Origin of the sequence: Streptococcus parasanguinis ATCC 15912, assembly GCF_000164675.2 — a bacterium.
GTDB lineage: Bacteria > Bacillota > Bacilli > Lactobacillales > Streptococcaceae > Streptococcus > Streptococcus parasanguinis.
In genome coordinates this window covers 823,062-848,772 of record NC_015678.1, presented here as the reverse complement: position 1 = coordinate 848,772, position 25,711 = coordinate 823,062, and the positions used below count along the sequence as shown (strand labels likewise).

Annotated in this window: 21 protein-coding genes; 17 read left to right on the top strand and 4 right to left on the bottom strand. The window is 44.3% G+C overall.

The genetic code is table 11. The annotated features are described in order from the left end of the window. Nucleotide 1: 1 nt before the first annotated feature. From feoB to HMPREF0833_RS04075, 3 genes are all read right to left on the bottom strand, one after another. The gene (gene feoB, locus HMPREF0833_RS04085) at nucleotides 2-2,140 is read right to left on the bottom strand and encodes a ferrous iron transport protein B (protein WP_013903842.1); all 2,139 of its coding nucleotides are present in this window, start codon (nucleotides 2,138-2,140) and stop codon (nucleotides 2-4) included. After that, nucleotides 2,133-2,612, bottom strand: a complete 480-nt coding sequence (locus HMPREF0833_RS04080) for a FeoA family protein (RefSeq protein ID WP_013903841.1) — start codon at nucleotides 2,610-2,612, stop codon at nucleotides 2,133-2,135. Before HMPREF0833_RS04080 ends, feoB begins: the two co-directional genes overlap by 8 nt. Nucleotides 2,613-2,922: 310 nt before the next feature. Continuing rightward, a complete protein-coding gene (locus HMPREF0833_RS04075; RefSeq protein ID WP_041818305.1) occupies nucleotides 2,923-3,396 on the bottom strand; it encodes a GNAT family N-acetyltransferase in 474 nt (157 codons plus the stop codon). Between the two features lie 235 nt (nucleotides 3,397-3,631). On the opposite strand from HMPREF0833_RS04075, the gene HMPREF0833_RS04070 reads away from it, so the two are divergent. The 15 genes from HMPREF0833_RS04070 to HMPREF0833_RS04005 all read left to right on the top strand — a co-directional run bounded on the left by HMPREF0833_RS04070 (nucleotide 3,632) and on the right by HMPREF0833_RS04005 (nucleotide 18,007). Beyond that, nucleotides 3,632-3,940 carry a hypothetical protein gene (locus HMPREF0833_RS04070; protein WP_041818488.1) on the top strand — a complete coding sequence of 103 codons (309 nt, stop codon included), beginning with the start codon at nucleotides 3,632-3,634 and terminating at the stop codon, nucleotides 3,938-3,940. 13 nt (nucleotides 3,941-3,953) lie between these two features. Beyond that, nucleotides 3,954-4,163 (top strand): helix-turn-helix transcriptional regulator, encoded by a 210-nt coding sequence (locus HMPREF0833_RS04065; protein WP_003002675.1) that lies wholly within the window; start codon nucleotides 3,954-3,956, stop codon nucleotides 4,161-4,163. Nucleotide 4,164: 1 nt separating this feature from the next. Further along, nucleotides 4,165-4,962 carry a DUF3169 family protein gene (locus HMPREF0833_RS04060; RefSeq protein ID WP_013903837.1) on the top strand — a complete coding sequence of 266 codons (798 nt, stop codon included), beginning with the start codon at nucleotides 4,165-4,167 and terminating at the stop codon, nucleotides 4,960-4,962. A gap of 11 nt (nucleotides 4,963-4,973) precedes the next feature. Then, nucleotides 4,974-5,867, top strand: coding sequence for an ABC transporter ATP-binding protein (locus tag HMPREF0833_RS04055; protein WP_013903836.1), 894 nt, complete (start codon nucleotides 4,974-4,976; stop codon nucleotides 5,865-5,867). Beyond that, a complete protein-coding gene (locus tag HMPREF0833_RS04050; RefSeq protein ID WP_013903835.1) occupies nucleotides 5,864-7,078 on the top strand; it encodes an ABC transporter permease in 1,215 nt (404 codons plus the stop codon). The genes HMPREF0833_RS04055 and HMPREF0833_RS04050 overlap by 4 nt, the downstream gene beginning before the upstream one ends. A gap of 104 nt (nucleotides 7,079-7,182) precedes the next feature. Then, the gene (locus HMPREF0833_RS04045; protein ID WP_013903834.1) at nucleotides 7,183-8,106 is read left to right on the top strand and encodes an aldo/keto reductase; all 924 of its coding nucleotides are present in this window, start codon (nucleotides 7,183-7,185) and stop codon (nucleotides 8,104-8,106) included. A 149-nt stretch (nucleotides 8,107-8,255) separates the two neighbouring features. Then, nucleotides 8,256-8,831 carry a TetR/AcrR family transcriptional regulator gene (locus HMPREF0833_RS04040; RefSeq protein ID WP_003002793.1) on the top strand — a complete coding sequence of 192 codons (576 nt, stop codon included), beginning with the start codon at nucleotides 8,256-8,258 and terminating at the stop codon, nucleotides 8,829-8,831. Continuing rightward, the gene (locus HMPREF0833_RS04035) at nucleotides 8,828-9,508 is read left to right on the top strand and encodes an ABC transporter ATP-binding protein (protein ID WP_013903832.1); all 681 of its coding nucleotides are present in this window, start codon (nucleotides 8,828-8,830) and stop codon (nucleotides 9,506-9,508) included. The genes HMPREF0833_RS04040 and HMPREF0833_RS04035 overlap by 4 nt, the downstream gene beginning before the upstream one ends. A 3-nt stretch (nucleotides 9,509-9,511) precedes the next feature. Next, entirely contained in the window at nucleotides 9,512-10,657 is a 1,146-nt protein-coding gene (locus HMPREF0833_RS04030; protein ID WP_013903831.1) for an FtsX-like permease family protein, read from the top strand. A 256-nt stretch (nucleotides 10,658-10,913) separates the two neighbouring features. Continuing rightward, the gene (locus HMPREF0833_RS10985; RefSeq protein ID WP_013903830.1) at nucleotides 10,914-11,795 is read left to right on the top strand and encodes a glycerophosphoryl diester phosphodiesterase membrane domain-containing protein; all 882 of its coding nucleotides are present in this window, start codon (nucleotides 10,914-10,916) and stop codon (nucleotides 11,793-11,795) included. A 6-nt stretch (nucleotides 11,796-11,801) separates the two neighbouring features. Beyond that, the gene (locus HMPREF0833_RS10980; RefSeq protein WP_255309070.1) at nucleotides 11,802-12,677 is read left to right on the top strand and encodes a glycerophosphodiester phosphodiesterase; all 876 of its coding nucleotides are present in this window, start codon (nucleotides 11,802-11,804) and stop codon (nucleotides 12,675-12,677) included. Nucleotides 12,678-13,071: 394 nt separating this feature from the next. After that, entirely contained in the window at nucleotides 13,072-14,817 is a 1,746-nt protein-coding gene (locus tag HMPREF0833_RS04020; protein ID WP_041818303.1) for an ABC transporter ATP-binding protein, read from the top strand. Continuing rightward, the gene (locus HMPREF0833_RS04015; protein WP_041818300.1) at nucleotides 14,807-16,675 is read left to right on the top strand and encodes an ABC transporter ATP-binding protein; all 1,869 of its coding nucleotides are present in this window, start codon (nucleotides 14,807-14,809) and stop codon (nucleotides 16,673-16,675) included. Before HMPREF0833_RS04020 ends, HMPREF0833_RS04015 begins: the two co-directional genes overlap by 11 nt. A 335-nt stretch (nucleotides 16,676-17,010) precedes the next feature. Then, nucleotides 17,011-17,784, top strand: a complete 774-nt coding sequence (locus HMPREF0833_RS04010; protein ID WP_013903825.1) for a hypothetical protein — start codon at nucleotides 17,011-17,013, stop codon at nucleotides 17,782-17,784. A 37-nt stretch (nucleotides 17,785-17,821) separates the two neighbouring features. Next, nucleotides 17,822-18,007 carry a hypothetical protein gene (locus tag HMPREF0833_RS04005; RefSeq protein WP_013903824.1) on the top strand — a complete coding sequence of 62 codons (186 nt, stop codon included), beginning with the start codon at nucleotides 17,822-17,824 and terminating at the stop codon, nucleotides 18,005-18,007. Between the two features lie 132 nt (nucleotides 18,008-18,139). Here HMPREF0833_RS04005 and HMPREF0833_RS04000 read toward each other — a convergent pair whose 3' ends face one another. Further along, complete coding sequence (locus HMPREF0833_RS04000; protein ID WP_013903823.1) at nucleotides 18,140-18,622, bottom strand: glutathione peroxidase; 483 nt, start codon at nucleotides 18,620-18,622, stop codon at nucleotides 18,140-18,142. A 159-nt stretch (nucleotides 18,623-18,781) separates the two neighbouring features. Between HMPREF0833_RS04000 and rexB the strand changes: the two genes are divergently transcribed. Further along, a complete protein-coding gene (rexB, locus tag HMPREF0833_RS03995; RefSeq protein ID WP_013903822.1) occupies nucleotides 18,782-22,048 on the top strand; it encodes an ATP-dependent nuclease subunit B in 3,267 nt (1,088 codons plus the stop codon). Then, complete coding sequence (gene addA / locus HMPREF0833_RS03990) at nucleotides 22,045-25,710, top strand: helicase-exonuclease AddAB subunit AddA (protein WP_013903821.1); 3,666 nt, start codon at nucleotides 22,045-22,047, stop codon at nucleotides 25,708-25,710. Before rexB ends, addA begins: the two co-directional genes overlap by 4 nt. The last annotated feature ends 1 nt before the right edge of the window (nucleotide 25,711 follow it).

Sequence of the window (25,711 nt, the reverse complement as noted above, 5' to 3'; positions counted from 1 at the left end):
CCTATAGATGAGCATTTGCGAGGGTGTCGAGCGTAATAACTGTCTCTTTTTGATGGTGGGGTTTGCGCAGGATAAAGTAGAGCATGCCTACAAGAAGAAGAACTGCTAGTCCCGTCCAGATGGTGATGGGCTGTCCTAGAAGGAAGACGAGGCCAAACTGGTAGAGGACCAGGCTCACGACATAGGCTAGCCCTGTTTGAAAACCGATCGCACCCATGGTCCATTTTAGATCCCCCATCTCGCGCTTGATCGCTCCCATTGCTGCGAAACAAGGAGCACAGAGCAGGTTAAAGGTGAGAAAAGAGTATGCTGCTAAGGAAGTATAATCAACTCTTAAGGCAGCAGATAAACCGGCAGTAGAACTATCGTTGTAGAGAATGCCGAAAGTAGCAACCACGGTTTCTTTGGCTGCAAGTCCTGTCACCGCAGCAACGGTTGCCTTCCAGTTCCCAAATCCGAGTGGTTCAAAGATCCAAGCAATGGATTTCCCAAGGCTGGCTAAAATACTGTGATCCGTATGGACAGCTTGGAGGCTGAAATTATAGGAAGAGAGGAACCAAATTAGGATGGTTAAGCTAAAGATGATCGTTCCTGCACGCTTCACAAAACTCATGGCCTTCCCAAAAGCATAGCGGAAAACAGATAAGGCTTTTGGCCAGTGGTAGGCCGGTAGTTCCATGATAAAGGGACTAGCTAGGCCACCTAATAAACGGGTCTTTTTCAAGGCAATTCCAGATAGGATGATGGTCGTCATCCCAAGGAAATAGGTGCTGGGTGCGACCCATGGATTGTCAGGGAAAAAGGCACCTGCAATCAGGGCGATGATTTCTAACTTGGCAGAGCAAGGCATGAAGGTGGCCGTCATAATAGTGATTTTACGGTCTCGTTCATTTTCGATGGTCCGACTAGACATAATAGCTGGAACCCCACAGCCCGTAGAGATCAGCATGGGAATAAAGGACTTGCCAGAGAGACCAAATCGTCTGAAAATCCGGTCCATGACAAAGGCGATCCGACTCATGTAGCCGATATCCTCTAAGATGCCCAGGCAGATAAAGAGGACGAAAATTTGTGGCAGAAATCCGAGAACAGTTCCGATCCCGGCAACAACCCCGTCGATGATCAAGGATTGAAGCCAATCCTCTACGTGTAGATACTGGAGAAAATTGGTCACGGCATCAGGGACATATTTGCCAAAGAGGACATCGTTGGCCCAGTCGGTCCACATCTGACCGAGCGTTTGGATGGAGAGGTAATAGACCAAATACATGACCACCGCAAAAATCGGCAAGGCTAGAATCCGATTGGTGACGATCTGGTCAATCTTATCTGAAAGGCTGAATTTGAAGGTAGCATCTTGTCCTTGGGCGAGTCGGCAGACTTTTTCGATAAAGGCATAGCGTTCATTGATGACGATAGATTCCGCGTCTTCAGTAAAGATTTCCTCAGTAATCTGGACGATATCTGCTATTTCACTTTGTTGGAAAGAAGAGAGGTTTAACTCTTCTGTGACAAGAGCATCCCCTTCAAAGAGCTTGATGGCATAAAAACGAGCAGCTCTCTCTGGGACGGTATTACCCAGTATCTGAAGAATTTGTGAAATAGCTGCTTCCAATCGGTCATCATAGCGGGGAAAGGCTAGATCTGTCACCGTATCTTTTCTTGTGAGAAAAGCCTTTTTAATGGCTTTTTCTACACCAGTTTGCTTGATAGCGCTGGTCGCAATGACAGGAACTCCTAACTGATAGGATAATTTTTCAGTATCAATGAAACGTCCCTGGGCCTCTAAGACATCACTCATATTGAGCGCGACGGTAACAGGGATACCTGTTTCAATCAATTGGGTCGTCAGATAGAGATTTCGTTCCAGATTGGTCGCATCCACTACGTTGAGGATACTATCTGCTTCTTGGCTTAGGAGATAATCCCGCGCCACTTTTTCTTCAGGACTATAAGGGGACATGGAATAGATCCCAGGCAAATCCTGAATTTGAATACTTTTATCCTTTTTGGATATTCCACTTTTTCTTTCAACCGTAACACCAGGCCAGTTCCCAACTCGCTGGTTGGTTCCTGTAATAAGGTTAAATAAGCTAGTTTTTCCGCTATTGGGGTTCCCAATCAAGGCGATTTCAGTCATGATTCTCTCTTTCCTCTAGTCGAATCACACTAATCATCTGAGCTTCAGATTTTCGAAGGGTTAACTCATAGCCACGCAGGGTGATCTCAAGCGGATCCCCTAAAGGTGCAACTTTTCTCAGATAAAGTTTGGTTCGTTTGGTGATTCCCATGTCCATGAGACGACGCTTGGCTTCGTTGATTGCAAAAATATCCACTACGATAGCAGATTCACCAACGGCTAACTCAGAAAGTGGAAAACAAGCATGCTCCTGTTCAAGGGGAGCAATCTCGATCTTTTCCAAAATAGAGGCATCAAATGCCAGCCGACTCCCCTTAATGATGAGGATGGCACTGTCTTTGGTTTTGGTCACAATTTCCAAGGTCTCACCTGGTGTCATGCCCAGATGAGAAAGATGGCGTAGATTATCTTTTGGTAAATCAATTCCGAGGATGCGATAAGGTGTTTTAAGCGCTGCATCGAGTATGAGCATATTTCTTGACCTTCTTTTATAATTATGTTATAGGAACATTATACCATATAATGAAAGAATTCTGACAGTTTTAATGAAGATGAGAATGATTCCAGATTAGAGTTCTTAGGGATGCAAAAAGAGAGTGGGACAGAAATCGGTAATTCGTTAGAATTCGATTTCGTCGTCCCACCTCCGCACAGTTGAGTAGGGCTGTAAAAGATGATGAAATCAGCGTAGTAGAGCCCACTCAACCACTGCGTCTTGCTCGACAATCCAAAAATAATTGAGAGGCTAGGACTTTTGTCCCAGCCTCTTTTGAATTTAAGGATTAGTCAATGATGGTTTCCATGACAGTTTCTTGAGGCTTCATACCCTGTCTTTGATAGAAGCGAAGGGCTCCCTCGTTATCATTCCAAACATTGAGAGTTAGGTTGTAGCAACCAATTTCCCTAGCATAGTTGACAGCGAATTGATAGAGTTGATCACCGATCTTTTGCCCACGCGCTGCTTGATCGACACACAAGTCTTCGATGAAGAGGGTTTTTATCGGATGAAGTACAGGATTGTCAGAGACTTCTTTAATGGTGACGAAGAGATGTCCTAGGATCTGGCCATCCGCATTTTCGTAGACGAAAATCGGTGTCTTGTCTTGAGCCATTAACTGTTCTAACTCTTCTTCACTATATTTTCCGCCACTTTCCTTGAAAATATCGGGACGGACTTGGTGGTGGACGGAAAGAATCTGTTCTAAGAGACCAAGCAAAGCAGGAATATCATTTGGTTGAGCTGAACGAATCGTCATGTAGATCCTCCTAAGTAGTATTTTCTTCATTATAAAAATTTCTTACAGAGCTTGTCAATGGAAAAAGGAACACTAAAAGGTGCGCAAAAGCGGTCCTTTTATTTCTTACCTCAAATAATTTTGCCAATCATATTTTTATTTTTGACAAATATTTTTATTTTTTTGACAAATATGCTTGTCAAAAAGAAAAAGAAGTGTTACAATGTTTTTAGTTGAAAGAAGGGGAGGTATTCTTATGGGAGCTATATGGATTCTATTTATCCCTTTTCTGGTTATCGTTTATGCAAGCTCAGAAAAGAAGATAAAAGGATTGAACAGACGCATCAGACGATTAGAAAAGCAAGTGAAAGGAAATCAAGACATGTCTAGACTTTTAGAAGAATTAAAAGGCCAAACGGTTAAGGTGACAGTAAATGGATTTGGAACTAAGTGGGAAATTGTTGATTTTGATGAAGATTGGGTCAAATTGAGTCGTGAGATGAATGAACAACAAAGAGAAACCAAATTAGTCCGTATCGAAGATATTCAAGATATTCAACTATAAGGGGGCGAAAGCCATGATCTTAAAAAATCGGCTGAAAGAGCTGAGGGCGCGTGATGGTCTCAACCAATCCGAGCTAGCCAAGCTAGCAGGGGTCTCGCGACAGTCCATCAGTCTCTTGGAGCGGGGGGAATACACCCCCTCGGTTATCATTGCCATCACCATCGCCCAAATTTTCAAGGAGCCGGTGGAGAATGTCTTTAGTCTAGTAGAGGGAGAGGAATAATATGAAAAAACAACAACAAGAACGATCTGCTCGTTACCGGTTTTGGAGAAATGTCGGAATCATCACAGTTTCCGGCTTGATTGGAGGAGTCATTGGTTTTTTGACAGGCATGTTCGGATCCGAAAAACCCCTTGAAATCCAATCCTTCTTTAGTATAGAAGTACTCCTTTTGGGCTCAATACTTTTGTTTCTTATCGTGTTTATGGTCACGATAGCATTACTAATAAGCGCGAGAAAAATCCATCAAAAAATGCTCCAGATAGAAGACGAAGAGGAAGCCTATCACTATGACATCCAGAAGAAAAAACTGTATGGGTTAGCGACCATTTTTAAATGCATCATGATCTTGCCATACTTTTTAGTCATCATCTTTTATAGTCAATGGGTGTATATGGATAGACCTTCCACAGGGCACTTAGCTTTTATCTTTGGAACTTTTACCATGCTCTATCTTTTTCTTGTCTTGATTGTCCTATTTTTCTTATCAGATATCTTCTTTCGCAAGACCTTCCATATGCTTTATGGAAAACCGATTCCTCGCAACGCCAATGCCAAGGAAGTGCGTGAATTCATGATGAGTATGATGGATGAAGCAGAAAAACAGATTAGCTACGAGGAAAATTTCGAAGTGGTCGTCAAGTTAAGCAATTATGTCTTACCGATTTCCTTAATTGCGATATTCTTAGTTGGCATTGCTTTCCATACAGATATCTTGTTAGCATTAGTAGTGGTATCACTGATTTATGTCTATATCTTGGTCTCTCAGTACAAGATTACCAAACGTTATTATAAAGAGTAGAGGAGTCATCTATGTTAGAAATCAGAAATTTAGAAAAGAGCTTTGGCAAGAAGCAAGTCTTATTCGGGATTGACTTGACTGCGAAAAAAGGGTCCATCTTAGGCTTGATCGGGAAGAACGGAGCAGGGAAGACCACCATCTTCCATAGTATCCTCCGCTTCCTTGACTACAGTGGCGATATCCAATTGGATGGCCAAGCAATCAGTCAAGAAACCTATAAGGAAATTGGTTACCTGCCAGAAGAGCGGAGCCTCATGCCTAAGTTGACTATCTACGAGCAAGTCCGTTACCTTGCCAATCTCAAAGGAATGTCAACTGCTGAGGTCAAGGAGAAACTTCCAATCTGGATGGAAAAGCTCCAAGTAAAAGGAAAGTTAACCGATAAGATTAAGAGCCTTTCAAAAGGGAATCAGCAAAAGGTTCAATTGATCATTACCATGATCCATGAGCCAAAATTGATCATCTTGGATGAGCCGTTTAGTGGACTGGATCCTGTCAATACAGAAGTCCTCAAGCAGGTCATTTTTGAAGAAAAAGAACGTGGGGCGACCATTATCTTCTCTGACCACGTCATGACCAATGTGGAAGAACTCTGTGATGAGTTGGTCATGATTCGTGATGGATCTGTGATTCTCTCAGGTCCCGTACAAGAAGTTCGCAATAGCTTCGGGAAGACTCGTCTCTTCGTATCCAATGACTTCAGTAAAGAGGAGTTGGAAGTATTGCCTCACGTGACCAAGGTGACCATGACCAAGCAAGGCCTTTGGAAGTTGGTCTTGGATGATGAGACAGCAGGTCCAGACCTCTTTGATCAGTTGACCAAGGGTCGCTATCTAGCAACCTTTGACCAACAAGCCCCAACCATTGATGAAATCTTTAAACTAGAATCAGGAGTAGAAGTATGAAACAGATGCTGATTGTTATCAAAGAAACTTATTTACGCCAAGTGAAATCATGGAGTTTTTTCCTGATGGTTCTTTCTCCCTTTCTCTTCATTGGATTGTCGATTGGTTTGAACTACTTCATTGGCTCTTCTACATCTGCGAAAAGCAACATCGCCTTGATAACAGATCAAGCACCTGTCAAGGAAGTCTTGAAAGGAACCGATGGCTTGACCTTTGACTATAAGGATGAAGCAGCCGCTAAGAAGGCCATGAAAGAGGAAGAGATCAAGGGAATCCTCACAGTTGAAGAAAAGGATGGCCAGCTAGAGGCTCGCTACCAGAGTGAGGATGCCATGAAGCCAGATTTCAAATCAGTCCTTATGGCTAAATTGAGTCAGGTCCAACAAATGCTCAATGTTTCTAAGGCGGATTTAAGTCAAGAGCAGTTAACAGCCCTCTCTCAACAGGTCTCATTGACTGAAAAAATTGATGAGAAGAAAGAAGGACTGAAAATGGTGCAGACCATGGTAGCGGGTGCTCTAGGAATGCTGCTTTATATGATTTTGATGACCTACTCTGGTATCACAGCCCAAGAAGTGGCCAGTGAAAAGGGAACTAAGATCATGGAAGTGGTCTTCTCAAGCATTCGCGCAACTCACTATTTCTATGCTCGCATGATTGGTCTTTTCGGAGTAATTTTTACCCAAATTGGTATCTATGCAGTCGGCTTGGGAGGTATTTGGATTTTTAGAGATTCCATTCCTCTTGTGAAAGATATTTTATCTCCAGACTCTCCTATCACCCAACATATTGGACAATCCATTTCCTTGAATACCTTCTTCTTTATCATTCTAGGAGTCTTCATGTACGTTGTTTTTTCAGCTTTCCTGGGCTCAACGGTTGCTCGTCCTGAAGATACAGGGAAGGCCCTCGCTCCTTTGATGATGTTGGTGCTGGTTGGATTCTTTGGAGTGACTACCTTGGGTAGCGCAGGAGATGTCCCTCTATTGAAGATTGGATCTTACATTCCATTCTTTTCAACCTTCTTTATGCCATTCCGTACCATCAATGGCTACGCAAGTGGACTTGAATCATGGGGGGCATTTGGAATTGCTTTGGCCTTCACGCTTCTCGGCACCATAATCATTGGAAAAATCTATTCTAGCCTCATCTTACAAACAGATGATCTAGGTTTAGTCAAGACTGTTAAAAAAGCCTTGAGCTATCGTTAAAAAAGACACCTTCAGTGGATACTGGAGGTGTTTTTGCTTTGTGAAATCATTGCTGTTTGGTCTTCTTTATTTTATAATGAAAGTAGAATGAAAAGGAGGCGGACATGAACTATATTGAGTTTGCTGAAAATGAGCGTCTGTCCACGATTGTCCTTGGGATGATGCGGATTAGTCAGATGAATGAAGATGAGGTAGAGTCTTTGGTAGAGGCAGCCTTGTCGATTGGCATCAACACCTTTGACCTAGCGGATATCTATGGCGATGGCCAGTGTGAGGTCCTGCTGGGTAAGGTTCTCAAGCGTCGTCCGGATCTTCGGGACCAGATGTGGATCCAGTCCAAGTGCGGGATTCGCAAAGACGGCTTTACCTATTTTGATTTTTCCAAAGACTATATTTTGGATTCCGTTGATGGCATTCTTGAGCGTCTGCAAATCGAGCGCTTAGATAGTCTTCTCCTTCATCGACCGGATGCCCTCATGGAGCCTGAAGAGGTGGCGGAAGCTTTTGATCACTTGGAGCAAGCGGGCAAGATCCGTCATTTTGGGGTGTCCAATCAAAATCCTATGATGATGGAATTGCTTAAGACAGCTGTCAAACAACCTCTCAAGGTCAACCAGTTGCAGTTGAGTGCTGCCTTTACACCGAGCTTTGAAGCTGGTTTTCATGTCAACATGGAAGGGCCAAAAGCAGCCGTGCGAGATGGCAGTGTCTTTGAGTATTGTCGCTTAACTGATACGGTGATTCAGGCATGGTCTGTCCTCCAGCATGGCTATTTCAAGGGGAATTTTGTCGGCAAGGAAGAGTTTGCAGCTCTCAATCATGTCCTTACTGACTTAGCGAAAAAATACCAGGTCACTCCGACAGCTATCGCTCTTGCTTGGGTCCTTCGCTATCCAGGAAAGATGCAGGCCGTCATCGGAACAACCAAACCCCAGCATGTCCTTGAAGCAGAGAAAGCAGCAACAGTCACTTTGACTCGCAAGGAATGGTACCAAATCTACTTGGCGGCGGGAAATGATTTGCCTTAGAATCTTGTTAGTAAACCAGATTCCACTCTTATCGGTGGTCTGGTTTTTTGTTTTGTGATTTTCAGATTTTTCTTGACAAGTCTTTCTTTTTTATGGTATTCTTTTATGCAACAAGCGTTGCGCAACAGATGTTGCGCGAAAGGAGTCTTATGCCACCTAAGGTTAAATTTAGTAAAGAGGCTATCATTGGGACAGCTTTACAATTGGTGAGAGAAGAGGGAATGGCTAGTTTGACGGCTCGAGCATTAGCGGAGAAACTAGGAGCCACACCGAGAGTCATTTTTGGGCAATTTGCTAATATGGCTGAGTTACAAGCAGAGGTTATTGGTGCTGCGGAGATGGTCGTGGTGGAGTATATTCGCAAGGCCTTAGAAGATGAAAAGCCTTTTCGATCTGTCGGGGTTGCTTATATTCTTTTCGCCTCAAAAGAGCCCCAACTCTTTCAATTGCTTTTCCAAAATCCTAGCAAAGATCCGATTCGTCGCTTTCAAGATTTTCTTCCCATGAAGGATCATAGTTACCAATTGGTTCTGGATTCGATTGTTGCAGACTATCCTTTGACTGTAGAGGAAGCTAGTCGCTTGTACCAGCATCTATTTATTTACTCACACGGGATGGCCTCTATGGTTGCTTCTGGTATTTATCAGTTCGGCATGGAAGAAGTGATTGGATTACTGACAGAGGTTTGTCAATCTCTCATCAAAGAAATGGTAGGAAAGAAATGATTCAACTAGAAAATGTGCACAAAAGCTACGGCCAAACCAAGGTTTTAAAGGGGATTGATTTGCAGATTGAAGACCAGGATGATGTGGTTATCCTAGGCCCTTCTGGATCGGGGAAATCAACTCTCTTAAATGTGTTATCAGGATTAGAAAAGGTAGATGAGGGGCATATCCTCATTCAAGGACAAGATTTATCACAACTCTCGGATGCTCAATTGACAGCCTTTAGACGGGAGAAGATTGCCTTTATTTTCCAGCAGTATTATCTATTGCCGAATTTAACAGTCAGACAAAATGTAAAAATGGGGGCTGACCTGGCAAACAATCATGATTTTCTGCAGATCATCGAGGATTTGGGGCTTGGCGATAAAATGGATAAGTATCCGAGTGAATTGTCGGGTGGGGAACAGCAGAGAGTGTCCATTGCTCGGGCCTTGGCCAAAAAGCCAGAGATTCTCTTCTTGGATGAGCCGACGGGAGCCCTGGATGAAGAAACGGGGCGCAAGATTCTGGACTATATCTGGAAATTGAAAGAAAAGCTCGGCTTTACCCTCATCATGGTGACGCACAACCAAAATATTGCGGATATGGCCAGAACCATCATTCGTGTCAATAGTGGTAAGATTACCGAAGTTGTGACCAATGATCAACCTCAGACTGCCTATGAGATTGGATGGTAAGCCATGTTTTCAGTTAAAGATATTCGAAAATTAGTTGTCGTTAGTATCATTGGGGCTTGTGCGGTCTTTGTGGCCAATCTCTTCTTGAATTTTTACCTGGATATCGAGCAGTTGGAGATTTCGAAAACCAATCCCATGATGCAGACCTACTATAATGCCCAAGTTTCGCTTTCCTGGATGGTGGCCATGGTCAGTGGAGTCGTCTTGTCCTTGACATCGGTCCTTCTCATGTGTTTTTATATCAAACAATTTGTCGATGACCACAAGGAACAATTAGGGATTTTAAAGGCTTTGGGCTACAGCAATGGCCAGTTGGCGAAACGATTTTGGGCCTTTGGACTTAGTTTTGGAGCTGGAGCGCTTCTTGGCTATTTCGCTTCATTTCTCATGATGGGACATTTTTACGACTTCCGTAATGAGAAGGGGATTTTGCCAGAAATTACTATTCACCTTCACTGGCAGCTCCTGCTTGCCTTGGTGATCCTGCCAACGACCTTCTTTATGCTTCTCGCGATTGGTTATGCTAGAAGACAACTACAAACGCCTGCGCTTCGCTTATTGAAAAAGTCTCCAAGTCCGATCAAGGTCAAAAGGAGAAAGCGAGCTCCTAAGAAAGAGAAAGACTTCCTAAAAGAGCTATCCTCGTCACTGATTTGGGGGAGAAAATCTATCCTGTTTTTTGTAGTCTTTGGCTCTATGTGTTTTGCGGCCATGGTTCAATTGTCCTTTGGCCTCAGGGATTACACAGATGACATCATCCAAACCATGATGATCATGATTGGCTTGATCCTTTCTTTCTCGATACTCTTTTTGTCATTGGGGATTGTGGTCTCTGAAAGTCGCGAAACCTTGTCTCTTATGAAGGCTTTTGGCTACACCGATCGTGAATGCCAAAGTCATATTCTCGCTCCCTATCGTTTTTGGGCTTATTTAGGATTTGTTCTTGGGACGGTTTACCAATATGGCATCATGGAAATTTTGATCGGTGTGATCAAAGATACGGTTCCTGAAAAGATAGAGCATCACTTTGATGGGAATGTGTGCTTTTGGACCTTGCTTGGTTTTGCTGTAGTTTACGAAAGCCTCTTTTATCTATCCAACAGAAAACTCCAAAAACAAACCATCAAAGAAGTGCTTTTAGCTGAATAAATAGAAAAGTCTGGGACAAAAGTCCTAGCCTCTTTATTGTTTTTGGATTGTCGAGCAAGACGCAGTGGTTGAGTGGGCTCTACTACGCTGATTTCATCAGGTTTTACAGCCCTACTCAACTGTGCGGAGGTGGGACGACGAAATCGAATTCTAACGAATTACCGATTTCTGTCCCACTCTCTTTTTTTGAAACGCATTGACAAGGGAAGGCTTTTTCGCTATTCTAGGGGAATAATAGAAATGTAAGGGAGACATCATGAAACGGAGCTACTGGCAGGATCTGAAGGGGGCCTTTTACTTAATCTGGCGCAATAAATGGTCCTTTATCGCGATTGGGATTTTGCTACAATTTGTTGTTGGTATAGGAGCTGCGGCCTTGACTTGGCTCTTTCATCTGGCTGTTTTACTTGCGGGTCAGGCCAATATTGATAAGAACAACCTTGTCTCTGTCATGAGCCATCCCTTGAGCTTGCTGGCTCTTTTGGTCTTTATCATGGTCTTTGCTTTCTTGTTTATGCTGGAGATGCGGACCCTGATTTCAGTCATTTACCTGTCGCGAACCGATCGGCACTTGTCCTTTAAAAAGGTCTTGCGGCAATCATTTGGTCGCTTGAAGGACCTAGCGGGGAGAAACCTGCTTTATTTTCTGCTCTATCTCTTTTTGACCTTGCCTGTTGCAGGTGTCTTGATTGGATCGACTCTGACAGATGGGCTTTATATTCCAACCTTTATCACGGGGGAGTTTGAAAAGACCTCGATTGGCTCCATCGGGCTCTTTGTGGTGCAGCTGACCTTTATCTATCTCAATCTTCGCCTCATATATACGGTCCCCAACCTCGTGGTGGAGGAGTTGCCATTTGGTCGTGCCTTGAAAAAAAGTTGGTCCATGACCAAAAGAGGAGTTTTTCGTCTCTTATGGAGAATTCTGTCCTTTGAGTTTCTCTTAACCTTTCTAGGGATTTTATTGATCTTGGGTCTGGTCTTTACCTTGACCGTAATCGATAAAGAAGGCCAGTATTTCTGGGTGGAGACCATCTTTTTGGTCTTGATTCGGACCTTCCTATTTATTTTTACAGTCTTGACAAAGGTGGGGTCGCTCGGCATTATCTTGGATTCTGCATGGGAGGTACCGAGCTGATCGGTCATGCGCTCGAAAGGCAGTCGAAAGATGAAGGGGCTCTTTGCCCTGACAGTGGTCTTTCTCATGGTCCAATCGGGAATCTCAGCCTTTGAACTGGCAACCTTAAAGGTGAATGACCAGATCAAGCTTATCGCCCATCGAGGGGATGTCTCTAAAGGGGTAGAAAATTCCCTGGAAGCTTTAGAAGCAGCTGCCAAGGAAAAGGCAGCTTATGCGGAGATGGACATTCTTCTCACTAAGGACCATCAATTTGTCGTCATGCATGACTACAATCTTAAGCGCCTTGCTGGGGTGGACAAGGATGTGAAAGATATGACCCTAGCTGAGGTGCAAGGTCTCAAGATTCAACAGGATGGTCACACGAGTCATATCCCTTCATTTGAGGAATATGTCAAACGGGCCAAAGAATTGAAGATGAAGCTCTTGGTTGAACTCAAGCCCCATGGTGGAGAGCCTGCTAATTATGTGGATCTTTTCGTGCAGAAGATGCGGGATTTAGGGGTTGAGAAGGACTATCCGGCTATGTCTTTGGATCTGTCGGTCATGGAAAAGGTCGAGAAGAAAGCCCCTGAGATCAAGACCGGCTATGTCATTCCCATTCAATTCGGTCGCTTTGAAAAGGTCTCAGTTGACTTTTTTGCCATTGAAGACTTTTCTTATCAAAAGAATTTGGTAACCCAGGCCCATGAGATGAAAAAAGAGCTCTATGTCTGGACCATCAATGACAAGCAAAAGTTGACCAAGTATTTGCAACAACCCATTGATGGCTTGATTACGGATGAATTGACAGAGGCGCAAAGACTGAAAAAGGATTTGAAAGAAAACAAGTCTTATTTTGATCGCTTCTTGAATCTCGTCGCTACGTCTAAGGAAGAATAAGACAGGATACGCATAGAGAGAGTGGGACAGAAATCGGTAATTCGTTAGAATTCGATTTCGTCGTCCCACCTCCGCACAGTTGAGTAGGGCTGTAAAAGCTGATAAAATCAGCGTAGTAGAGCCCACTCAGCCACTGCGTCTTGCTCGACAATCCAAAAACAATTGAGAGGCTAGGACTTTTGTCCCAGCCTCTTTTGTACTAGATCAACAGAAAAACGGATGCTGTCTAAAAATCTTGCATTTTTTTGCAATTTAGGTTACAATGAAGACTATAAAAAACGCGTAATCCCTAGGGTCTTTCCCTCAGGGAATTTTGTGTGTTTTGACCTATTTTCGATGGAAAGAAGCTTTGCTTCTACCGCAGGAAAAAGTATGAATAACATTGGAGGTAATAATGATTCGATCCTTAATTTCCGAGATCAAAGAATTCAAGAAGCCCTCGTTTTTGGCTTCCTTGTTCATGGTCTTTGAAGTCATGTTTGAGATTTCGATTCCCTTTGTCATGGCGAGTCTTTTGGACCAAGGTGTTCAACAAAGAAACATGAACAATATTTTGTTTTACGGTGGGCTCATGCTGGTCTGTGCCTTTCTCTCCCTCTTTTGTGGGATGCAGTCTGCCCGTTATGGCGCCTATGCATCGGCTGGTTTTGCCAAAAACCTTCGTCGGGCTATTTTCAAAAAGGTTCAAACCTTCTCATTTGAGAATATTGATCAGTTCTCATCAGGTGGGTTAGTCACTCGGATGATGACGGATGTGACCAATGTGCAAAATGCCTATCAAATGGTGATCCGGATCTGTGTACGGGCACCGCTCAATTTGATCTTTGCCATTGTGGCTTGTTTTATGATCAATGCGGAAATGGCCATGATCTTTGTCTATGTGACCATCTTTTTGGCAGCTGTCTTAAGCATCATCATGAAGATTGTGTATCCGCTCTTCACAGAAGTATTTGAAGCTTATGACAATCTCAACAACAGCATTCAAGAAAACATCACCAATATGCGGGTGGTGAAGTCCTACGTTAAGGAAGCAGATGAAACGGTTAAATTCAAGAAGGCTTCGCGTTTGATTTATAACATGTTTATGAAGGCTATCCGTGTCGTTGTCTTGAGTAGCCCAGCTATGATGCTTTCCATGTATGCTTCTTTCCTTTTGATTTCTTGGATCGGGGCTCATCTGATCGTTGGTGGTCAACTCTCCACTGGGAATTTGACTTCTATGTTTAGCTACACCATGACCATTCTCATGTCGCTCATGATGTTTATGATGATCTTTGTCATGTTGTCGATTTCCATGGCCTCTGTCGAGCGGATCAATGAAGTCTTAACGACCAAAACGACGATTGACTCTCCAGAAAATGGGATCAAAGAAGTCGCTGATGGATCCATCAACTTTGAGGATGTGACCTTTGCTTATACCGATGAAAATGGCGATAAGACCCATGTTTTACAAGGGATTAATCTTTCCATTCGTTCAGGGGAAGTTATTGGGATCTTGGGAGGAACAGGATCAGGGAAATCAAGCTTGGTTCAGTTGATTCCTCGTCTTTATGATGTCGAGTCTGGTCGGGTGACAGTAGCAGGCCACGATGTCAAAGAATACGATCTTGATTCCCTTCGTAAGCAAGTGGCCATGGTTCTTCAGACCAATGTCCTTTTCTCTGGTACGATTAAAGAAAATATGCGCTGGGGAAATAAGGATGCGACGGATGAAGAGATCATCGCAGCTTGTAAGATTGCGCAAGCCGATGAATTTATTCAAGATTTCAAAGAGGGTTATGACACCATGATTGAGCGTGGGGGATCCAACGTCTCTGGTGGCCAACGCCAGCGTCTCTGTATCGCGCGTGCCCTTCTCATGAATCCGAAGATCTTGATCTTGGATGATTCGACTTCGGCAGTCGATACCAAGACAGATAGTTTGATCCGTCAAGGATTGGCAACCAGCTTGAAAGAGACTACCAAAATCATCATTGGTCAACGGATTTCCTCTATTCAAGATGCAGATCGCATCATCGTGATGAATGATGGCCAAATCGACGCGATCGGTCGTCACGAGGAATTGCTTGCGACCAATGCTATCTACCAAGAAGTATATGAAATGCAAACACAAGGGAAAGGAGAAGCAGATGAAAACTAAGAAAAAAGCAAATCTAGGCTCTATCCTTCGCCTGCTCGACTTCCTTTGGAAAAACTACAAGGTATCCTTGATTGTTTCCTTTATCTTAATCATTCTATCGTCTCTTGCGACGGTCAATGTAACAGCTTCGATTCAGTCCTTGGTCGATGTCTATGTGGAGCCTATGCTAACGTCAAACAGCCATGATTTTGGACCGCTCTTGTCCTTCTTGACACGAGTTGGTTTGATCTGTTTGATCGGGGTACTTGCCAACTATGGCTTTACCTTGATTATGGCGACTGTTTCACAAGACTCACTTAGAAGTCTTCGAAATCAGTTGTTTGCCCGCATGCAAAAACTGCCAGTTCGTTACTTTGATACCCACCAACATGGGGACATCATGTCTATCTATACCAATGATATTGATGCTCTTCGCCAAGCGATTGAACAATCCATTCCTCAACTCTTATCCTCAGCGATTACCATTCTTGGGGTAACGATTACCATGCTGACGGTTAGTCCGCTCTTGTTCTTGATTGTTCTTGTCATGGTTATCGTCATGGTCTTTATCATCAAGGATGTCTCTGGCAAGTCAGGTCGTTACTTTGGCGCCCAACAAAAGAACTTGGGGATTGAGAACGGCTTTATTGAAGAAATGATGTCTGGTCAAAAAGTGGTCAAGGCCTTTGTGCATGAAAGAGAAAGCATTGAAGATTTTGATCGCATTAATGACCAACTCTTTGAATCCTCATACCAAGCCAATCGCTATGCCAATGTCCTCATGCCGATTCTTGGGAACTTGGGAAATGTTTCCTTTGTTCTGACAGCCTTGATCGGTGGACTCTTTGCTCTAAACGGCATCGGTGGTTTAACCATTGGTGGTCTCATGGCTTTCTTGCAATTGAACCGTTCCTTCACAGGTCCCATTGCTCAGGTCTCTCAACAATTGAACTTTGTCCTTATGGCCTTGGCTGGTGGAGATCGTGTCTTTGATCTTTTGGATGAAGGAGAAGAAGTCGACCAAGGAAAAGTGACGCTGGTCAATTATGAACTGGTCGATGGAGAAATGGTCGAAACTGATCAGAAAACCAACAAGTGGGCTTGGAAACACCCTCGTCCAAATGGAGATTACCAGCTTGTCAAGATGGTCGGGAATGTTGTCTTTGATGATGTTGATTTCTCTTATGATGGGAAGAAACAAATTCTTCATGGCATCAATTTGTACGCGGATAAGGGTCAAAAAGTGGCCTTTGTCGGAGCGACTGGTGCAGGAAAGACAACCATTACCAACTTGATCAACCGATTCTATGATATCCAATCCGGAATGATTACTTATGATGGGATCGATATTAAATTGATTGAGAAAGATTCTCTGCGTCGTTCCCTTGGAATCGTTCTTCAAGATACCCACTTATTTACTGGTACGATTGCAGAAAACATCGCTTACGGCCGTGCTGATGCAACACGGGAAGAAATCCTTGAAGCAGCTCGGATTGCTAATGTGGATTCCTTTGTTAAGCACTTGGATCAGGGCTATGAGACAGTCTTGACGGATGATGGGGCTGGCCTATCAAATGGTCAACGACAATTGATCGCCATTGCCCGTGCAGCACTTGCCAATGCGCCTGTCTTGATTCTAGACGAAGCGACGTCTTCTATCGACTCGCGGACAGAGAAGATGGTGCAAGAAGGGATGGACCGCTTGATGGAAGGTCGGACAGTCTTTGTTATCGCCCACCGTCTATCGACGATTGTCAATTCCGATGTCATCATGGTAATGGACCACGGACGCATCATCGAGCGAGGCAACCATGCTTCCTTGATGGCAGAACGTGGAACCTATTACCGCTTGTACACCGGTGGACTTGAAATTGATTAAAGGAAAAAAGCTTGAGCATTGGCTCAGGCTTTTTGCTTATTCCTCAAGCAATTCTTGGATCAAGTCTGTAGCAAGCGTGAATTGGGCTTTCAAATTGGCTATAGAAAAAAATAACTATCTCAGTCATATATAAGTGTCAGAAGGTCTATAATTGCAGAATATTTCTCCAAAAAAGCTTTTCAAAGATAAGACAAGATGGTAGAATAAAAGCGTAATTTTATGTTGATAAACGATTGTTATTTATAAATGGGTAGATTTATTGTCGTTACACTCTTTATTCAATCCCTATTGAATAAAGAGTTTAGGAAGTTTGCATAAATAAAAAAGGGAAACGAATGGAATTTAAAAAACTGAAAAAAATAGGTGTTGGTTTTTTACTACTGGCTTGCTTAGGTGCTTGTTCAAAAACGATTGTTTCAAAGAGTAGTAGTCCTAGTACTAGCGATTCGATGAGCTCAGAAACTAGTAGCGATAGTGAAGAAGACAACCTTAGATTCACAACAGCAGAAGATCTTGAGAAAATATTGTCCGATAAGGATGTGGAAGAAGTGATGTCGCAATACGGCGTAACTAGTGTTAAACTAAATGATGAAGGTGTTTGGGATTATGATGATTCCGAAAAAAGCGTATCTGTTACATATGTATTTTTCGATAAAGATAACAAACAAGTTGGTGGCTTGAATTTCAAAGCTTATGTATATGACCATACAGGTATTGAAATATTGGGTGCGTATAATCGAGGGGAAGTAAAATTTCATATCCAGAATTCTGGACAAGCTCAAGAATTATTAGATACTTATTTAAATTCATCTTTTTACCAACAAAACGAACTTCCAGCGGTGAAAAAATCAGCTTCTAGTAGAACTGCAATCTATTATATTCCTTATATAGATCCAAAGATAGATAACGGAAGTTTTATCTATGATCAGCATGATACTACGGTACAAAGTTCCTTTAGTAGTATGATCTTTCTAAATGGGAAACAACTATTAAATATGGAAATGCATTTTGAGCCTAAGGGGATGTATTCTTTAAAAGAGAGAAAAGTCTCACCTGCTATTATAGATGCATTATTAACTAAGATATCAGAAAACACTCAAGATGAATAGACAATGATAGTGGTATGAAAATAGGGAGGCTAAAAAAATGGCAAATGTTGATAATTACATCATTTTATGCTTTATAGTGGCAACTGCAATTCTTCTAGCTATTCAATTTATAGGCGACCGTCTTTTTGATTGGTTGGTTGATTTACCCCAGAAACTCTTTACGAAGGATTCCGATAAGTATAAAGAAAAACACAGTAGTGAGAAAGAGGGAAGTGAAAAGTAACGATCTCTTATTGGTTCAATTAAAAGTTTAGTCAAACAAACAACCTTCTTGAAGATTGGACTGAATAGATGAATACAATAAGAAAAAGGAAAGAATGTCGTTTATTCAAACATCATTCTTTCCTTTTTTTGCTTATTTTTCAAGCAATTCTTGGATCAAGTCTTCCATAGCAGCTGGCTCTGTTTTGGAGGAGAAGCGTTGGGCGACTTGGCCTTGTCGGCCGATGACAAATTTTGCGAAGTTCCATTCGATGCGTTTGCCCAGTGGCCCAGCTGCTTGGCTTTTAAGCCAGTCATAGAGAGGAAGGGCTTCTTTACCATTGACCTTGGCTTTAGCGAATCGTGGGAAGGTGGTCTGGTAGTTGAGGCTACAGAAGCTATTGATTTCTTCTGCCGTTCCTGGTGCCTGCCCCATGAATTGGTTACAGGGAATGTCTAGAATTTCAAGTCCTTTTTCCTGGTAGCGCAGGTAGAGATCTTGCAGTCCTTGGTATTGCGGGGTCAAGCCACAGCCTGTTGCTGTATTGACCACGATGAGGACCTTACCTTGGTAGTGAGAAAGGGGAATCTCCTCCCCTTTCTGGTTTTCTAAAGAAAAATCATAAATGCTAGTCATAGGTGGTATCCTTTCTGTCTCTTCAACTTTTATTGTAGCACAAATCTCCTAAAATTGGGCCAAGAGGAGCATGACTTCTTACTTTAGTCCCTTCTGTGAAAATGATATAATAAGAAGATAACAAGCTCTCAAGAAAATGCCAAAAGGAGAACGGATCGGATGAAATTACTCTATACGGATGTTCGGACCCCCTTGACCCAGGTCCTGACACAAGAAGCCGTAGGGTTAGTAGAACAGGGCAAGCGTGTGTTTTACATTGCGCCCAACTCTCTTTCCTTTGAAAAAGAAGCCAAGGTCTTGTCCTATTTAGAAGGTCAGGCTTCTTTTGCTATTACCGTCACGCGCTTTGCCCAAATGGCCCGTTATTTCATCCTGAACCAGGTCTTTGAGGAGCAACCCTTGGATGATATCGGTCTCGGCATGCTATTTTTTAAAGCTCTTTCCCAGATGAAGGAGCAGGATCTTAAAGTTTACGGGGCTCTGCGTAAGGATCCTCAGTTTATCCAGCAACTGGTCCAGCTCTATCATGAATTGCAGACAGCACAGATGGATTTTACAGATTTGGAATTGCTCGAGGAAGCTGAAAAAAGAGAGGACCTCTTAGCGATTTTTGAAGCGGTCTCTGAGATGCTGGTCCAGCACCGGTATGAATCCCAGTCCAAGATTGCCTTTTTCCTCAATCAGGTCGAAGTAGGGCACTTAGAGGAGCAATTAAAGGATGTGGCGATCGTCGTTGATGGCTTCACGCGTTTTTCTGCTGAAGAAGAGGCTTTGATTAGTCTCCTTCACCGAAAAGGAGTGGAGATTGTCATCGGGGTCTATGCCAGTGAAAAAGCATATCGGGCAAGCTTTAGAGAGGGCAATCTTTACCAGGCCAGTGTTGACTTTCTCCTTCAGCTGGCAAAGACTTTTGAGGTACAGCCTCAGTATTGTGGGCAAGCGATCGAAGACTCTTTTAGTCGCATTACCCGCATGTTAGAAGCGCGCTATGATTTTTCACAAGTGGAAAATGAACTCAAAGAGGACGATCGAACAGCGGTCCAACTCTGGCAAACCAATACGCAAAAAGAAGAGTTGGAATTTGTTGCCAAATCCATCCGTCAGCGTCTTCATGATGGGGCACGCTATCGGGATATTCGGGTCTTGTTAGGTGATGTAGAAGCTTATCAACTACAGCTCAAGACTATTTTTGATCAGTATCAGATCCCCTTTTACTTGGGACGAAGTGAAGCTATGGTCCACCATCCCTTGATTCAGGTCATTGAATCGCTAGGGCGGATCAAGCAGTTCAATTACCAGACGGAAGACGTCATCAACTTGTTAAAAACGGGTCTGTATAGTGATCTGACGCAAGAAGAAGTCGATGCTTTTGAGCAGTACCTTCGCTTTGCGGAAGTAAAGGGTGCTACAAAATTTCACAAGCCTTTTACTAGCAATCGTCAGGGTAAGTTTAATCTGGAAGAGCTCAATACTCTCCGGCAACGCGTCGTAGAACCTCTAGCCCCTTTCTTTTCACAGCGCAAACAAAAGGTGACCCAACTCTTAACCGCCTTTACAGAGTTTCTGCAAGAGGCCCAGCTTTCTCAGAATCTACAAGCTTTGATAAAGGATCTAGCCTTGGAGGAGCAGGAGCGCTATGACCAGGTCTGGAAGGCCTTTCTTCATGTTTTAGAGGAGTTGAACCTGGTCTTTGAGGACCAAGAGCTGACCGTAGATGACTTTTTGGCCCTCCTCTTATCGGGGATGCAATTGTCTCAATACCGGACGGTTCCTGCTACGGTCGATGTGGTGACGGTTCAGTCCTATGACTTGATTGAACCCTTGACAGCGCCTTATGTCTACGCGATCGGGCTGACCCAGGAGCGTTTTCCAAAGATCGCTCAGAACACCTCTCTGCTCAGTGAAGAAGAGCGCCAGCAGCTCAATGAGGCCACCCAAGAAGGAGCAGAGCTCCAGGTGGTGACCAGCGAAAATCTTAAGAAGAATCGCTTTGTGGCAGTTTCGCTCCTCAATGCGGCGACCAACCAACTGGTTCTATCGGCCCCTAGCTTGGTTAATGAAATGGAAGATAGTGTCTCTCCTTACCTTGTAGAATTGGCCAAGGAGCCCATTGCCATCGAGTGGACGACCAAACAAGCCCAAGCTTCGAGTGATGATATCGGGACCTACCGGGCCCTCTTAGCGCGGGTGATTGAACTCCATCAAGAAGAAATTACGAGTGAGTTGTCTGCTGAAGAAGCCAGCTTTTGGGGTGTGGCGGTACGGGTCTTGCGCAAGAAATTAGCCGCTGAAGGCATTCAGATTCCTCAAATTTCAACGGAATTAAAGAGCAGTCAGCTTCAGTCGGATACGCTTCAAGCGCTCTATCCAGAGGGCAAAGCCTTGACCTTATCCGCTTCTGCCTTGAATGAATACTACAAGCACCAGTATGCCTTTTATCTGCGCTATGTCTTGGGCTTACAAGAGGACGAAACCATCCGGCCAGACGCTCGCAGTCATGGGAATTTTCTGCACCGGATCTTTGAAAAAGTCTTAAAAGATGGCTCCGATCAAGCGTTTGATCGGCGGTTAAACGAGGCGATTCGAGAAACCAGCCAAGAAGCTGAGTTCCAGCAATTGTATGGAGAAAGTGGAGAGACCGAGTTTATTCGTCAGTTGCTTCTTGATACCGCGAAAACGACAGGGCGAGTCCTCGCCCAGCAAAATGGGATCGAGACCATCGGTGAGGAGACCCTCTTTGGTGGAAGCACCCACACCTCTTATCCATTGTCCGATGGCCGTCTCTTACAGCTACGAGGCAAGGTGGACCGCATTGATCAATTGAGGGATCGGGGAGCCCTCGGCGTCGTGGACTACAAGTCTAGTCTGACGCAGTTCCACTATGACAAGTTCTTTAATGGACTAAATTCTCAATTGCCGACCTATCTTTCTGCGATTCAGGATTTGAAGGAATACCAAGAGGAGCAAGGGATTTTTGGAGCCATGTATTTGGAAATGGGAGATCCTGTAGTGGATCTGAAAAAGACAAAGACGGTCGATGATGCCATCAACCAAACCATGAAAAGTCAACAGTACAAGGGGCTCTTTATGGCAGAACAGGCGCCTTATCTAGGCGAGGCTTATGATAAGAACAAGGCCATGATGCTGAGTAAGGAAGAACTAGACTTGCTCCTCTTGTACAACGCTTATCTTTATAAAACAGCGGCAGAAGGGATCCTCAAGGGGCAATTTGCCATCAATCCCTATAGTGAAAATGGGCGCAATATCGCACCATTCGTGGAGCAGTTTAAATCCATCACGGGATTTGAAGCGGATCGTCACCTAGGTCAGGCACGGTTCTTGACCAAACTAGACCAAAAAGGAATACGCGGTGAAAAGGTGAAAGCCGCTTGGATCGAGAAGATGAAGGAGGTCTTGAACAAATGATCAAACAAGCATTTTTGACAAGAGAAGAAATCAAGGCCCTTCAGGCCCAAGAGGCAGCCTCTAATAAAGAGCAAAAGCGGACACCTGAACAGATCGATGCCATCTATAGTTCGGGGACCAATATCCTGGTGTCGGCCTCTGCTGGATCAGGAAAGACCTTTGTCATGGTGCAGCGGATACTGGATCAGATGCAGCGTGGCATTTCGATTAAGGAGCTCTTTATTTCGACCTTTACGGTCAAGGCAGCAGGTGAGCTCAAGGAGCGTTTGGAAAGTGAACTTGGAAAAGCCCTGCAAGCGAGCGATGATCCAGAGCTCAAGCAACACCTGGCCCGTCAAATCGCAGATGTCGCCACCAGCGATATCGGAACCATGGACTCCTTTACCCAAAAGGTCCTGACGCGCTATGGCTATTTGCTTGGGTTGGCACCTCAGTTTCGCATTTTACAAAATGCTAGTGAGCAACGCCTCTTACAAAATGAAGTCTTTCAAGCTGTTTTTGATCGCTATTACCAGGGGGAAAACCAAGAAGCCTTTGTGCAGATGGTCAAGAATTTCACCGGCCAGCGCAAAAATTTGACCTTGTTTAAAGAACAGGTCTACCAGATCTATGACTTTCTTCAGTCGACCAGTGATCCGGAGAAATGGCTGGAGGAGCATTTCCTAAAAGGCTATGAGGAGACTGATTTTGACCAGGTTGAAGGCGATCTGATGGAGAGCATCCAGCAGGCCCTTTATGAAGCAGAAAGCTTTTTTGCCTTTCATTTGTCCAATGAAGGCCAAGCATTTGGCAAGGCAAAGTATTTGGAAGCTGTAGAAGAGGTGCTCGATCAGATTGGAAGCCTGACAGGTCCCACCAATAAAGAACAAGTGACCTCTGTCCTAAAGGCAGTCGTGGCGATTAGCCGGGCTTCAAATGGGGGAGCCTTGACCAATAGAGCCCGTAAGGAAGAGTTGAAAGAGTTAGTTACGGCTTATAACCAGGATAAAACCATACATATCAATCGCCTCAGAGACTTGGAAAATCAGCTCTATCAGCTGGAATTTCAACAAACCTTCCACCAAGAAGAAGGCCCCATGCTCTCCTTGCTCCGGGACTTTATTAGAGACTTTGCTCGCGCTTATCTGGAGCGAAAAATCCAAGAAAAAGCTTATGAATTTGGGGATATCAGTCATTTTGCGATTCAAATTTTAGAGCAATTCCCAGAGGTGAGACAAGCCTATCAAGAGCGCTATCATGAGATCATGGTCGATGAGTACCAGGATACCAACCACACCCAAGAGCGGATGTTGGACTTGCTGTCAAATGGCCACAATCGCTTCATGGTGGGGGATATCAAGCAATCGATTTACCGCTTCCGTCAGGCAGATCCACAGATTTTCAATGATAAATTTAAGGCCTACCAAGAAGAAGGGGCGAAAGGGCGGTTGATCCTCCTCAAGGAAAATTTCCGAAGTCATGTGGAGGTGTTGGACGCGACCAATGATGTCTTTCGCCATTTGATGGACGAAGAGGTGGGCGAGATTGACTACAATCAAACCCACTATCTGGTCGCAGGAAGTGACAAGCAGCGGATGGCCTTGCTACAACATCGGGCAGAATTTTTGCTCTATGATGGCTCCCAAGACCAGGAAGAAAAGACCGAAGACGAGGAAGCTGCTTCTGGACTCGAGACGGTTTCCAAGGGAGAAATTCTCCTAGTCATCAAAGAAATTTTACGCCTCCATCGGGTGGAAAAAGTGCCTTTTAAAGAGATCACGCTCTTGACCGCGACTCGAACTCGAAATGACGCGATTCTGGAAGCCTTTGACCAGTATCGTATCCCGATTGTGGCAGATAGTGGACAGGCGCATTATCTTGAGTCACTGGAAGTGATGGTCATGTTGGATACCTTGCGGACCATTAACAATCCCTTGCACGATTATGCCTTGGTTGCTCTCATGAAATCACCTATGTTTGACTTTGATGAAGATGAATTGGCACGGATTTCTTTGCAGACCTTTCCAGAGCAAAAGCAACTGCCCTTCTACCACAAGGTCCAGTTAGCCATCGAAAAGACCGCGGAGCATGCAAATCTGATCGATGCCAAGCTTTCAGCTAAAATCAAGAACTTCCTCAAATTTTTATCTACTTGGCGGGCTGCTGCCAAGACCTCTTCGCTCTATGATTTGCTGTGGAAAATTTATGAGGATCGCTATTACTATGACTATGTTGGCGCCCTTCCAAATGGGGTCCAGCGCCAGGCCAATCTCTATGCCTTGACGCTTCGGGCCAATGATTATGAAAAAGCCAGCTTTAAGGGCTTGTCGCGCTTCATTGCCATGATTGATAAGGTGATTGAAAATGAACACGATTTGGCCAGCGTCCCTCTTGCGGCGCCAAAAGATGCCGTCCAGCTCATGACCGTCCATAAGAGTAAAGGGCTGGAATTCAAGTATGTCTTTATTCTCAATATGGACAAGGCCTTTAACCGTAAGGATCAATCGGGGCCGATTATCCTCAGTCGTCAAAAAGGGATTGGCTTTAAATACATTGCGAACCTGCCGGTTGAGACAGAGAATCCTGCTGCTCCAGAATCCATTCGCCTGCAGATCGAAACGCCTTGCTACCAACGCAATGTGGAAGAAACAAAATTGGCCACAATTTCTGAGCAGATGCGTCTTCTTTATGTCGCTATGACACGGGCCGAGCTCAAGCTCTATCTGGTCGGAAAAGGCTGGGAGGACAAACTGCGTGATACCGATTGGGGAACCAGTCGCAATGGCAAGCTAGATCCAGAGAAGCGAAAAGAATGGACCTCTTATCAGGACTGGCTCTTTGCCATTCAAGATGTGTTTACCAAGAATACCCTGGCCTATGACACGCGTTTTGTGACAGACGAAGACCTGACACCAGACCAGCTGGAGCCACTAGAGAAGGAGAAGGATTCCCGCTTCGATCAGCTCAAGGATATCCGTCAGTCAGAGGATATTCGTCGGGCCTTGGATATCTTGGAAAATGTTGATCGGCTCAATCAGCTCTATGCTCCGGCCATTCATTTACCAAGTGTCCGTACTCCAAGTCAGATCAAGAAATTCTACGAGCCGGTCATGGATGCCAATGGCGTCCAGATCATGGATGCAAAGCTAGTTGTGCCTAAGTTTGAGCTTCCAACTTTTGGTCAAGAAAAAGCCGTGACAGGAGCCCAGGTCGGTAGTGCTGTCCATGAACTCATGCAGCGCGTGCCTCTTGAAGAAGAAATCACGCTGGATACGCTGCGTCAAGCCTTGGAGCAAGTCCAAGCAGAGCCAGCGGTCAAAGCCCGCATCAAGCTAGAGGCCATCCTTGCTTTTTATGAGACACCTTTGGGGACCTTGCTTCAAAAAGAAGCCTCTCGAGTCCGTCGCGAAGCTCCTTTTGCCATGCTGAAGAAAGATCCAGCCAGTGGAGAGGACTTTGTCGTGCGGGGGATCTTGGATGGTTACGTGGTGCTAGAAGACCGGATCCTGCTCTTTGATTATAAGACAGATCACTACGAGGTTCCTAGCCAATTGGTCGAACGTTACCGGGATCAGCTCGATCTCTATGCAGAAGCTCTTCGTCGTTCTTATGGCAAAGAGCAAGTAGAAAAATACCTCGTGCTTCTAGGTGGCCCCCATCTAGAAGTGGTGAAAGTGGAGTAAA